9 protein-coding genes are annotated in these 13,835 nt (G+C 35.7%); all 9 read right to left on the bottom strand.

Annotated elements, in window-relative coordinates; translation table 11 throughout:
• Nucleotides 1–20: 20 nt before the first annotated feature.
• The 9 genes from ES724_RS10015 to ES724_RS09975 all read right to left on the bottom strand — a co-directional run bounded on the left by ES724_RS10015 (nt 21) and on the right by ES724_RS09975 (nt 13,807).
• Nucleotides 21–1,859 carry a MutS-related protein gene (locus ES724_RS10015; RefSeq protein WP_146932599.1) on the bottom strand — a complete coding sequence of 613 codons (1,839 nt, stop codon included), beginning with the start codon at nt 1,857–1,859 and terminating at the stop codon, nt 21–23.
• An 83-nt stretch (nt 1,860–1,942) separates the two neighbouring features.
• Nucleotides 1,943–3,019, bottom strand: coding sequence for a PA0069 family radical SAM protein (locus tag ES724_RS10010; RefSeq protein ID WP_146932645.1), 1,077 nt, complete (start codon nt 3,017–3,019; stop codon nt 1,943–1,945).
• 692 nt (nt 3,020–3,711) lie between these two features.
• Nucleotides 3,712–4,494, bottom strand: coding sequence for an enoyl-CoA hydratase/isomerase family protein (locus ES724_RS10005; RefSeq protein ID WP_146932597.1), 783 nt, complete (start codon nt 4,492–4,494; stop codon nt 3,712–3,714).
• Between the two features lie 510 nt (nt 4,495–5,004).
• Nucleotides 5,005–6,468, bottom strand: coding sequence for a sensor histidine kinase (locus ES724_RS10000; protein ID WP_146932595.1), 1,464 nt, complete (start codon nt 6,466–6,468; stop codon nt 5,005–5,007).
• A 47-nt stretch (nt 6,469–6,515) separates the two neighbouring features.
• On the bottom strand, nt 6,516–7,064 hold the full coding sequence (locus ES724_RS09995) for a CopD family protein (protein ID WP_026836733.1): 549 nt from the start codon (nt 7,062–7,064) through the stop codon (nt 6,516–6,518).
• Between the two features lie 5 nt (nt 7,065–7,069).
• Nucleotides 7,070–10,198: a WD40/YVTN/BNR-like repeat-containing protein gene (locus tag ES724_RS09990; RefSeq protein ID WP_146932593.1), complete on the bottom strand. Its 3,129-nt coding sequence runs from the start codon at nt 10,196–10,198 to the stop codon at nt 7,070–7,072.
• Between the two features lie 192 nt (nt 10,199–10,390).
• Nucleotides 10,391–11,755, bottom strand: a complete 1,365-nt coding sequence (locus ES724_RS09985; RefSeq protein ID WP_146932643.1) for an MATE family efflux transporter — start codon at nt 11,753–11,755, stop codon at nt 10,391–10,393.
• The gene (gene hemH / locus ES724_RS09980; RefSeq protein ID WP_146932591.1) at nt 11,755–12,789 is read right to left on the bottom strand and encodes a ferrochelatase; all 1,035 of its coding nucleotides are present in this window, start codon (nt 12,787–12,789) and stop codon (nt 11,755–11,757) included. The genes ES724_RS09985 and hemH overlap by 1 nt, the downstream gene beginning before the upstream one ends.
• Before the next feature lie 112 nt (nt 12,790–12,901).
• Nucleotides 12,902–13,807 carry an AraC family transcriptional regulator gene (locus tag ES724_RS09975; protein WP_146932589.1) on the bottom strand — a complete coding sequence of 302 codons (906 nt, stop codon included), beginning with the start codon at nt 13,805–13,807 and terminating at the stop codon, nt 12,902–12,904.
• Between the last annotated feature and the right edge of the window lie 28 nt (nt 13,808–13,835).

Below are 13,835 nucleotides of genomic sequence, written 5' to 3'. Positions count from 1 at the left end.
TATTTTTATTCGATTTCACTTTATGAAATATTCGATAAAACTTTGATTCCGCTATTTTTCATTAGCTCACTTGCATTAAAATCATTACATATACCCGGATCAAGTTCATAGCTAAAAATCATTGAATTATCTTTAATCTCACTATTAAAACTATAATTTGTAACCAACATTTTATTCCCAGCTAATTTTGCAAGTTCAATATCGTGTGTTGCAATAATTCCCGAGGTATTTAGCTCACTAATTTGATTAATTAATGAAAACCCTCCTCTATGTCTATCTTCCGAGTTGGTACCTTTAAACATCTCATCCAAAAGAAAAAATACATTGTGATTACTTTCTATCAGTTTCAGCATCTTTTCAATTCTATTTAATTCTGCATAAAAAGATGAAATTCCTTTCAGTAAATTATCTTGGGTTCGCATACTGGTATATAATTTCAGATTGGTAATCTGCCCACATTTTGCACAACAAGGTGCACCAGCTAATGCCAATACAAGGTTTACGCCAACGGTTCTTAAAAATGTGCTTTTTCCTCCCATATTAGATCCGGTAATCATAACAACATTACCTTGTCCTTCGGAATGAAAATTATTGCAAACACGATTATTTGAATTTATTAAAGGATGTCCCAACGACTCAAAATGTACGTAGTTGTTCTTTTCTGTTATCTCTGGAAATGTAAATGATGGATTTGAATAGCAAAAACCTGCAAGACTATTAATTACCTCAAACTCGCTCACTATATCCGCCCACGATTTTAAAACCTCTCTATTTTTTAATTTCCAATTTTCTGTATCAATAATCAGGTGAATATCCAAGAGCAGAAAAAAGTTTAATATAGAATACACGTAATTCCCACTTATTGGTATCTTCGCTATAGGTCTTTGTTGTGAGTAATCCAATATTCTGCATAGCCTGCTAATTTCATAGTATGCCGAATATTTGCCATGTTTTAATATTGATTGTAAATCGTATAATTTTTTTGAATGAAAACTTTCACTTTCAATTTTATTTATAAGGGTCTGGTAACCCCTTAACGTTTGAAGATTCTTAGTTGAGGTTTCAACGATCTCCTCCGCCATGGGTTTTATCTTTCTTAAAATCATATAGTTGATTAGCAGAACTAAGATTATAAGAGAAAAATAAATAATCACCTTTTGTGAACCCAGGTTGGCATAAAAAAAGTATGAGACAAGCAATAATAGAACAGGAAGGATTATTGCAACTGCCATATATATTCTTCGATATTTTAATAAAACAACAGGTTCATTCACCCAATCTAACAGTTTAAAATAATCACTTTTTTTATTTTGGAAGTGCATGCCTGACGCCTGAAAGTCTTGCCTCCAATCCAATTTCTGAGATAATTCTTTTATGGCATCTTGTCTTTTATCTATTTCATTATTAGATGCAGGTTCCGAAAGCCATTTTGATAAAAGGATCATTCCTGATTCTGTAGTTGCCCTGTTAACCAACTGAAAAATAGAATGTTGCCCGAAAATATCTAAATCAGATGTGTACGGATGATTTTGATCAATAAACTTATGTCCAGTATCAAATTCTTCCAGGTCACATTTTTCTCTTAGAATCTCGGATTCATTTATGTTTATCAGGAATAATATATGGTTCTTTAAGTAAGATATTTTTGTGTGGTGCTTTAAAACTAAAGCAAAACATATTATTGAAACAGGAAACACGATATAGAAAGGAGTAAATAATTTGGCACTAAACAAGTATATAATAATGATACTTGAAATGACAAATATAAGTAGCCTGAGTAATGACATTCTACTTAGTATTTTATTTAAACTTAATATTTTGGAATTATACTTTTTTATATTTTCTTGATAGATTCTCATTAATTATTATTCAATTATCTATTATTTGATAGCGATTTTCAATAACCCCGAATATATAAATAATTCCCAGTAGTTACTCTTAGTTAAAACAGCTTCATCTGTCCATCTTTGTATTCTTCATGAAGTTCACAATTGAGCTTTGGCATTTCTCTTCCCGATAAATACTTCTTTCGGGCGATCTTAAATTGTTGAGAAACCTGTTCTGCTATGTTTCCTGAGCCTTTCATCCGCCTTTCAAATACACTATCGTTCAAATTTCCACCATGACATTCTGCAATTTGATGCAGTACTTTATCTGCTCTATCTGGCATTGCTTTCTGGATCCAATCAGAAAATATCCCACCGATTGCTCCATTCAGCCTTACCATAGTATAACCAACTCCTAAAGCGCCATTATCAGCAATGGATTTTACAAGCGGTAGGATCTCATGACTATTGATTCCCGGAATAATGGGAGCCATCATAACACTTACCGGGATATTATTTGAGGCTAATTGGCTTAGAGTTTCCAATCTTTTTTTGACCGTTGCTGTTCTTGGCTCTAGGAGCCTACGAGTTTCTTCATTTAAAGAGGTGATAGAAAGATGTACTTGCACCAAATTATCCTTTGCCAATTCTTTTAAAATATCAAGATCTCGAAGCACCAAGGAATTTTTAGTGATTATTCCCACTGGGTGTTTAAACTTCAAGAATGTTTTAAGTAGTTGCCGTGTGATTTCCAGTTTTTTCTCTGTTGGCTGATAGCAGTCTGTATTTCCTGAGAGAATAATAGGAACTGCTTTCCATCTTGAACTTTGCAGTTTCTTTTCCAGAAGTTCTACTGAATTCCGCTTAACTAAGATTTTCTGTTCAAAATCTAATCCTGCACTAAAACCCCAATATTCGTGAGAATTTCGTGCATAACAATAGATACAACCATGCTCACATCCTTGGTATGGATTTAAGGAATATCCCATTCCAACATCTGGACTTACCACTTTATTTACAATGGTTTTTGGGAACGTATCTATAAGAACCGTTTTAGAATTGGTAACCTCATCACCTTCTATCGCGCAATAATTCAAAAAATCTGATCGCAACTCATTACTATGGGTATCAAATTTATTGGATACATTCAATTGAGCTCCTCTTCCTTTTATATATTCTCTCTCTACAGGCATTAAATAAAAATATGGAATATTTCCATTAAAAAGGAAATATTCCATATTTTTGTTTTTTAAAAGTAACTTCTGCCTTCATTTAAAAACTTAGAGCTACTTGACGTATTTTCTAAGTTGCTCCGAATTAGAGACCCTGAAACTCCCGAAGTATCGGGACAGGGTGACGATACCAATTTTAACTTCCGTCAATGTTGGACCCGTGACAAAAAAAATATCTAGCGTAGGTTTTTGACGTATGATTGTTTCTAGCTGATTTATCTTCTTAAGAACTTCTTTTTTGCAAGTGTAGTGCTTCCACGGCGTAAAATTTTCGAAGCCTTGGAGAAAATTTAGTCGTGGAAGTACGGTTCTTATTATGCGGTAGCATAATAAGAAACACCTACAAAAAAGTGTCCTTTTTTTGGTTCGTTTTTTTGGACACGCAAAAAAATGAACAATCTTAAAAATTGAACAAATCTTTATCGACTAAAGGGAGCGTTTTACAAATTCTTGAAATCACCTCAATATAACAAAAAGCGTATTAAAAAACTTGCATAGAATTAGGCGTGTCAATTATCTATAAATCAGCAATTTATACAACACGTCAATGGTAACTAGTTTCAGCATCTAGAGATTCTTTACCCCATTGCATTTCGTTCAGAATAACAATTTTGTCGTTGGAAATAAAAGTTTATTAAAACCTCAACGAGTAATTAATTCCCAGGGAAATCTGCTTTACGCTTGTTTAAAAATGCTGAAGTTCCCTCTTCAAAATCGGCGGTACCAAAGCAGCTTCCAAATTCGTTAATTTCAGTTTCAAAACCATTAACTCCTGTTTCATAATTTGCATTTACTGCTTTAATAGCAGAGCTAATTGCCACCAAAGAATTACGCATGATCTTGCCAGCTAGTTTTTCCGCAAAATCAAGTAATTCTTCCTGAGAAACAACGTGATTTACCAGATTATACTGCAACGCTTGGTTGGCATCTATCATTCCGGCGGTCATAATCATTTCCATGGCACGTCCTTTTCCAACTAATTGCGGTAATCTTTGTGTTCCTCCATATCCAGGTATTACCCCAAGAGAAACTTCAGGAAGTCCCATTTTTGCATTATCACTGGCAATTCTAAAGTGTGCTGCCATTGCTAGTTCAAGTCCGCCACCTAAAGCAAATCCGTTTACTGCTGCAATTACTGGTTTTGAAAAATTAGCTACAAAATCGAATAATTTTGCCTGACCTTGAGCTGCCAAAACCTTTCCTTCTTCCGGAGAAAAATCTGAAAATTCACTGATGTCTGCTCCTGCAACGAAAGCCTTTTCTCCGCTTCCTGTTAGAATAATCACTTTTACATCTTCATCTTCTTTTGCATCATCAAAAGCAACATGTAATTCTTCTATAGTAGCCTTGTTTAATGCATTTAATTTAGTGGGTCTGTCTATTGTAATTTGAAGGATTCCTTCATTATTTTCAACTAAAATATTTTCAAAATTCATTTTATATATGTTTTTTAGATTTTTAAATACTCTTATCAGAAAAAGGATCCAAGATCGCTTCGCTTTAAGAAACTAGAGACAAGACTCAATTATAACTAACCGAAACCTTGCGTTCAATAAGATACTCCATTCGGGTATAACCTATCTTCTGAATGTTGTAAAACCTCTGAATAATAAAGTTATAACTATTTGAATATTTTTACCGGAAACCGATGATTTTATAATATTAATGATTTTAAATGTCACATCGATCGCAAACGGAATGTTCCTTAAATCTTTTAACTTCGTTAACTTTGAATTCTTTTCCAGAATGCTCGGTATAAGAGACCCTGAAACTCCCGAAGTATCGGGACAGGGTGAAGATACTGGTTATAACTTCCGTCATGCTTAACTTGTTTCAGCATCTTTCATACGTCAATTTCCCACGCTAGATAAATCTTTTTATTAATGACCCAGGGGACAAAAAAATTGTATCCTCAGAACTTTAAATAAAAACGAAACTTGAACATTTTAAGAAGCCTGCTTTGGAAACTTTACGGTAAAGATAGTGCCTTTATCTTTCTCTGAAATAAAGGTGATCTCACCTTGATAAGTTTCTACTATATTTTTAACCATTGCCAGTCCTAGACCCATTCCGCTAGATTTAGTGGTGAATTTTGGCTCAAAGACTTTTTCTTTATCTTCTTTTGAAACCCCAATCCCATTATCTGATACCCGAATAATAACCATTGTATCATCTTCAGAAACCTCCACCAAAACTTTTGGGTTTTCTTCTTCCTGTAAGGCCTGAGTGGCATTTTTAACCAGATTAGTTACCACCCTAATCAACTGAGTCCGATCAAATTTCGCTAGAATCTCTTCTTTTTCTGAATGAAAAACGATGTAATTTTCATTGAAAATATCCAGCGCCAATTTAACGATTTTTGATACATTCAGGATCTCGTTTTGTTGTGCGGGCATCTTTGCGAAATTGGAAAAAGCAGAAGCTATCGCGCTCATGGTGTCTATTTGATGGATAAGGGTATTGGTATATTCATCTACTTTTTGATGCACATTTGGATCTTCAGGATCAAATTTTCTTTGAAAACTTTGCACGGTTAAGCGCATTGGTGTTAAGGGGTTTTTAATTTCATGTGCCACCTGTTTTGCCATTTCCCGCCAAGCTTGTTCCCTCTCTCCTGTAGCAAGTTTAACGGCACTCTCCTCCAACTCATCTATCATACTATTATAAGCCGAGACCAGCGCATAAATCTCTTCAGAAGCATTTTCTATTTGTATTTTCTGAAGGCGTTTGTCTAAACGTGTCTCAATGATCTTTTGTGACACTATTTTAAGTGATTTAGTGATGTATTTAGATAGAAAATAAGACATCAAGATAGCAATAAGGAACATAAAGAGGTAAACCTCACCTAATTTCATTAAAAAATCGTTCAGATCTTTCTGAAGAAGATCGTCATCTTGTAAATATGGAAGAAATAAGATTGCCAACGGCTTAAATTTATTGTCTGTGATATACGTATAAGAAGACTGAAATTTCTGCTCATTCACCTGAGACCGATTTAGATATCTTTTATTTTGGGAATTTTCCAATTCCTTAATAATATGCTTCGGGATTTGCACATTGGTAGTATCCCTAAAGAATGATTCGTTAGATTTTATAAGTAGTTTCCCGTTAAGATCATACACATTAAGCTGCATATCGTGCACTTGTGAGATCTCATAAATTTTGTTGTTCTGCTGAAGGATCACAGGCATATTCTCTGTATTTACCAGATGAGTAGTTCCTTCTAATACAAATTTTATATTCTCCCGAATTGCCTGTTCTTTTCGCTCAAGACGTTCCCGGTGATAAGCTTCAGATTCCTGTTTATATTGAAAAACAGTTACCCCGGCAATAAGTATGGAAGCTCCTAAAACCAATAACATCATAGAGATGAAAATTCGGTTTCTTAAAGATAATTTTAAAAGCTTCATAAAGTATTTTGCGTAGTTATTCTCAAATAATCAATTATCACACCATGTTAAGCATCTGGGCTCTTAGAACGAATTCGCTTGTATATTTTTATACCAAGCATCAACATAGCTGCCAACAGAAATATACCAAGAACTCCATAGATCCAATTAATCGCATCTCGAACGATCACCAAAAAGATCACCGAAAATAAGATCAAAGTAGCCCCCTCATTCCATAAGCGCATCTGGTTGGAAGTCCATTTTATAACATCGTGCTGCATCTCTTTAAATATTAGATGAGATTTGAAGTGATAGGCATATAACAGCACGACAAATCCCAGTTTTACTTGCATCCAATCCTGCTCTACCCAGGCTGGCATCAAATAAAGCATCCAAAAAGCGAAGATACTAGCTAAAATTGCTGAAGGCCAAGTAATAATATACCAAAGCCGTTTGGTCATAAGTTTTAACTGGGTTGTTAAGATGGAACGTTCGGGTTCCTGCCTGGCTGCGGCCTCAATATGATACACAAAAAGTCGCGGAATATAGAACAAACCCGCAAACCAGGTAATTATAAATATTAAATGAAGAGATTTAATGTAATTGTAATATTCCATTGATCTTATTGAGCGTCCAAAAATAAATAATTAAGATTCTTCGTATTGAATTGCCTGTTGAAATCTTCCATTTCTTTGTCTATCAACGAATTGAAAGCACTTAACTCGTTTTTTATTTCTGAAGTTAATTCGTTTTTAACGGCGATATCTTGATCTGTTGGTGGAAAATCTCCCATTCCAACTAACGAATTTAAATGTGCCAATTTGTTAGTTAACTTAATCGGGAAATTTAAAGGGTCTTGACCACTTTTATTTTGAGTCTGATATAAAGCTTTCTCGATCTCACTAAAGCGATCTTCCATTTCTTTAGCTTTTCCAACCAAATCCTTTACCTCAGCCTTGCCCTTGTATTGTGTTTGAAATGAATTTAATTGCGCATTTATCTTTCTTATCTTTTTGATAGATTTATGTGCTTCATCTACAGTAGCATTTACATCACTAATGAAATCGTATTGATCCTGAAGTCCTGCAGCATCTGTTTCAGAATTTGGGTTTGCCAGTACAGTAAAAGTCTTGCGTTGTTTCTCGCCGTTCACATTCAATTCTACCGAATATTCTCCAGGAAGAATTCTTGGCCCTTCAAGATCTGCCCACCAAAGGATCATTCCTTCTAGTTTTTCTGCTCCTTTTTGATACATGTCCCAAACAAACATATTTCCACCTTTATCTACTTTTAATTTATCCTCTTTAGATTGGTTTCCGAAGGATTTTAAAGTGTCATTAGCCTGATTGAAATAGGTAAGATAAATAGTGTCCTTCTTTTCATCCAGTTCTTCAATATTGAAATAAGTTACTACACCATTTGAATGATTGGTTCCCTCGGTCTTAGAATTGCTTCCGCTCCCCCCACCAATTCTATAGGTTGGCTTAGGCTGATATAAAAACTGTCCTTTTTTATTAGTTGAAGCGTCTTTATATTGGTGCAATACACTAAGATCATCCAAGATCCAAATACTTCTACCCTGAGTTGCTACAATTAGATTGTCCTCTTTTATTGCTAGATCTGTAATAGGAACGATCGGCAAATTCAACTGAAACGCTTTCCAGTTAGTACCTTGATCAAAAGATATATATATTCCCTCTTCAGTTCCTGCATATAATATATTCTTGTTGGTTGGATCCTCACGAATCACTCTTGTAAAATGTTCGACATTAATACCATTAGTTATTTTGGTCCAACTTTTACCAAAATCAGTAGTTTTATAAAGGTAAGGTGCAAAATCTCCAGATTTATAACTGGTTGCTGCTATATAAGCTGTTCCCACTTCATGATCACTGGTTTCTAAAGAATTTACTTGTGCCCACTTAGGAAGATCTTTAGGAGTTACATTGTCCCAGTTTTTACCGCCATCTCTTGTTACATGAACCAATCCATCATCACTTCCTACCCAGATCAAACCTTCTTGTATGGAAGATTCTTCTGCAGCAAAAATAGTAGCATAATATTCTACTCCAGTATTATCTTGTGTAATTGGACCACCACTAGAACCAAGTTTAGATAGATCATTTCTAGTTAGATCTTCACTTATGGTTTCCCAGGATTGACCTTCATTTGTAGTTACATGAACATGATTAGAGAAGGTATATAATTTATTAGGATCATGCTTAGAGAAGATAATTGGAAAATTCCACTGAAATCTATATTTCATATCCTCGGCTCCATGTCCCATCGGGTTATCAGGCCAAACATTAATTGCACGTTGTGTATTCTTTTCGTGATTTACTCGAGTTAAAAATCCACCATAGCTTCCTCCATAAACAATTTCATCGTTCTCTGGATCTACCGCAATATGTGCAGATTCTCCTCCCGCTGTAGATTCCCAATTCTCTTCAGAAATAGAATATTCGGTACTTCTATGATCTATTCTAATAGTTGAATTATCCTGTTGTGCCGCGTAAATCCTATAAGGAAAATGATTGTCTGTAGTAAGTCTGTAGAATTGTCCTGTTGGCTGATTGTGATAGGTACTCCAGGTCTCTCCACCATCGTAGGTTACCTGCGCACCTCCATCGTCACCCATAATTATTCTATCTGGATTTTCTGGCGCTATCCACATATCATGATGATCTCCATGTGGCGCTCTTGCTGAAGTGAAATTCTCTCCACCATCTTTAGATTTATGATAAGATACATTTACAACATACACCACATCCTCATCTTTCGGGTCAGCATAAATTCTCGTATAGTACCAGGCACGTTGTCTTAATTCGCGATTGCTATTTATATTTTTCCAGGTTTCACCAGCATCTTCACTTCTATAAACTCCTCCTTTATCTTTATTTTCTACAATTGCCCAGACTCTGTTAGAATTTACTGGAGAAACTGTAATTCCCATAATTCCCAAAGTGTCCTGAGGGAAGCCCTTATTTTTAGAAATTTCTTTCCACGTCTCTCCGCTATCGGTACTTTTCCAGAGGGCTGACCCTTCACCTCCACTACTCAAACTATAAGGAGTTCGTTGCACTCTCCAGGTTGAAGCATATAAAATTCTGGGGTTATTAGGATCCATAATAAGATCTACTGCTCCCGCCTGATCATTTACGAAAAGTGTCTTTTTCCAAGTGGCTCCGCCATCTATACTCTTATAAACTCCTCGTTCTTCAGTTGGTTTATATATATTCCCCAATACCGCTGCGTAAACGATCTCTGGATTGGTAGGATGAATAGAGATCCTTGGGATATGTCTGCTTTTTTCTAAACCTTTAGATTCCCAGGTTTTTCCTGCATCTACAGATTTCCAAACTCCCGAACCAGAGGATACGTTTCCTCTCAAAGTTTTTTCACCACCTCCTGCAAAGATTATATTATGATCACTATTTGCAACACTTATTGCTCCTATACTTCCTCCAAAAAAACCATCTGAAATATTCTCCCATGTTCTTCCGCCATCTTTAGAACGCCAAATTCCACCTCCGGTAGATCCAAAATAGAATAAATTCGGTTCCCCGGGAACTCCCGTAACTGCTGCAGATCTTCCACCTCTGAACGGGCCGATCAATCTATATTTTAAAGCAGCATAGGCTTCTTGATCTATTTCTGTGTCAGCCGATTTTTTATTTCGCTGGGCATTGGTTTCAGTATAAATTCCGAAGAAAAAAAAGAGAAGAAAAAGTTTAAGTATCGTTGCTTTCATTTAAAAAATTTTTGAATAAGATGGCTGATGTATTAGAAAAATCAAGAACCTCGGGGCAAGCCCACGAGTTTGTCCCGATGGTTCGGGAGGATCATACTTTTAAAAATTCGAGGCAAGCCCGCCTGAATGAAATTCTTTTCGGGCAGGCCTCGGGAAATTAAACCCTCAATGAGGGATTAAATATACCAATTTCTAGGTAACCTTTTCAGAAAGCGAGGGCTTTAAACGCAACCTGATCTCTCTGTTCAAAAAATAGGCGGTAACAATTGTGGAAAGGACATCGGCCAATGGAAATGAGATCCAAACTCCGATTTCTCCATAATATATTGGCAAGATCAAAACCAACGGAATAAAGAAAAAGCCTTGTCTAGAAAGAGTGAGTAATAAGGCCGGAATAGCTTTTCCTATAGCCTGAAAATATGCCGAGCCAATAAGCTGTAAAGCAATAATTGGAGTAGCCGCAAATACCCAACGCATGGCATTCGGAGTATCCCGAACCACATTTGGATTGTCTGTAAATATGCGAACAATATCTTCTGAAAAGGTCATGATCCCTGCAAACACCAATAAACCTAATACTGAAGAATATAGAATAGCGGTATTGATGCTTTCTCTAACTCGACCCCAATTTCCCGCTCCAAAGTTGTAACCCGCAATTGGCAGAAATCCCTGAGTGACTCCTAAAACTGGGAAAAGTGCGAACATGAGCATTCTTCCAATAATTGCATAAACGGTAACCGAATCTTCTCCTCCTAATTCGAAGAGGATATTGTTCATTAAAAGATAGGTAATGCTCACTACGGCTTGTCTTGCTAAGGTTACAAATCCTAAAGAGGAGATTTCTGAAAGTACAGGTAGATCAAAACCAAAATGTGACCAGTTTATTTTTAATTCTGAATTCTTAGATAGAAAGAACCAGACCACATAAGAAAAGCAGAAAAAATAAGAAACACTGGTAGCAACGGCTGCTCCCAACATACCCATATCTAATAGGTTTATTAGAATATAATCTAGTATAAGGTTTGTAACGGAAGGAATGATCATAGCGATCATTGCAAATTTTGGTTTCCCTTCAGCTCTTATCACGTTGTTCCCCATCATACAAAGCGCTAAAAAAGGCACTCCATAAAGAACAACGGTATAATAGATCTTGGCAGGTTCAAAAATATCTCCTTTCCCCCCAAAAGCTGGGATAATAGAATCTATAAAAGTTAGCCCAACTAGGACTAAAGCAACACTCAAAATTAAAGTAAGGCTTATCTGATTCCCAAAGGTCTTCAAAGCTTTAGAACTGTTGCCTGCTCCCAAAGCTCGGGAGATAATAGAAGAACCTCCAATCCCGATTGCCATCCCTAGCGCGGCAATAAAGAAAGAAACGGGTAAAACAACATTTATGGCAGCAATAGCTATAGACCCGATCCAGTTTCCAACAAAAATGGTATCGACTAGAATATTCAAAGACATTACCAAGATCCCGATGGATGCAGGTAATGCCTGTTTTATTAGAAGTCTCCAAATAGGATCCTTACCTAAAGCCGCTGAATTTATATGGGCCATTATGCTTCCACAGGATTGGAAAATGCCCATTCATCTACCCATCTGGAAAGTACTTTTACCCAATCTTCTCGAGTATTCAAACAAGGAACAACGGTAAATTTTTCGCCTCCAACTTCGTGAAAGATCTCCTCTCCTTCCATAGCAATCTCTTCCAATGTTTCTAAACAGTCACTTACAAAAGCTGGCGTAACAATGGCTAAATTTTTCATGCCTTGTTTTCCAAATCTTTCTATAGTTCTATCCGTATACGGTTGCAACCATGGATCGAAACCTAATCTAGATTGGAAAGAAACACTATAAGTATTTTCTTTTAGCTGAAGATATTCTGCAACCAATCTTGTGGTTTCAAAACATTGATGTCTATAACAAAATTGGTGTGCCGGAGAGGCTGTTTTGCAACAGCTACCATCTATCTGGCAATGAGATTTTGTGATATCGCTTTTACGGATATGTCTTTCTGGAACTCCGTGGTAAGAAAATAAGATATGTTGATATTTTACATCTTTCAATTTTTCTTGAACGCTATTTGCAAGTACTCGTATGTAATCTGGATGATTGTAAAATGATGGAACAGATGTAAACTGCATATTCGGGAAAAACTCTTTCCTTAATTCTTCAGCCAACACCAAAATTGTTTCGGTGGTAGCCATTGCGAATTGAGGATATAATGGGAAAATCAAAACCTCATCTACGCCTTGATCATGTAATTCCTGAAGTCCGGATTTAATGTTTGGCGTACCGTAACGCATTGCCAGAACAATAGGAACAGAGGTGTTTTCATCTATCTTATCTTTTAATCTTTCAGATAGTACAATTAGCGGTGAACCTTCGTCCCACCAGATTTTTTGATACGCAGCAGCAGATTGTTTAGGACGGGTGTTTAAAACAATTCCTTTTACAAGCAAGGTTCTTGCCCATAAAGGAACGTCTATTACACGTTCGTCCATCAAAAATTCCCCTAAATATTTTTTTACGTCTTTTGGATCGGTGCTATCTGGAGATCCCAAATTTACTAGAAGTACGCCTTTACTCATGTTTCTTCGTTTTCAGCAATTTTTTGAAAAAAATAAAATTACGATTATATAATATTATGCAACCAATTGTTTGGTTGTTTTGACAAATGTGATCATTAGAAAAATCAATACATTAAGAATTGTTTGGGAGCACTAAAGACATCACATACTTTTTAGGAGTGGTTCCAAATTTCTTTTTAAAGGCCGCAATAAAATGACTTGATGTGCTATAGCCAACTTTTAAACCAACTTCATTCACATTGAATTCTCCAGAATCCAATAATTTTCTGGCATATTCCATCTTATAATCGAATAGGAAACTATAAACAGAATCTCCATAGATTTGTTTGAAGCCTTCTTTCAGTTTTTTTAAACTTAATCCGATCTCTGTAGAAAGCTCCTGAAGCGAAGGTGGTTCTGCCATATGAGCTATTACAATATCCTTTGCTCTTCTAATCTTCATCACATTCTCCTCGTCTACCAAGAAAGGACATTGCTCTACGCTTTTATCCCCTGTTCTATTAAAATAAAGACTTAACAACTCATAGGCCTTGGCTTTAAAATATAGCGATTTTATAGATGGCATTAAATTGAAGTTCATCAACTGATTGAGAACAATAGCCATAGAGGGAGTAATATCACCATCTTTATAGTATTTCTTGTCGCTGTTCTCTTCACTCAAAAAAGGAATATAACTGGCTTCCTGAGAAAACATAGAGTGAAATTTCTTAATAGAGATCACCAAAGAGATTACCCAAGACTTTGGATGTAGATCTAAATTTAAAGGCAAGTCCCGTTGCGGATTATATAATAGCAGCGAATATTCTTCTTTTAATGGCAGCTCGTAGCTGCTATTATTGAAAAGAAATTTACCATCTCCCTTTACACAAAAATGAAATTGAATGTAGGTACTGTCTATTTCTCTACTAATTCTTTGTGGCTGATTTTCTTCATTTTGGAACTTTAAAATATAGAAACCATCTTCAATTTTGGTTTCATCTACGAACCCTTCAGCGATATTTTTTTCTTCTGAAATCATAAGAAATTTCGGTTTTTATTTAGAATCA

The organism is Gillisia hiemivivida, assembly GCF_007997295.1.
In the GTDB taxonomy this organism is placed as follows: Bacteria; Bacteroidota; Bacteroidia; order Flavobacteriales; family Flavobacteriaceae; genus Gillisia; species Gillisia hiemivivida.
Note: the sequence above shows the minus strand (reverse complement) of the source record. Positions and strands in the feature narration are given on the sequence as shown.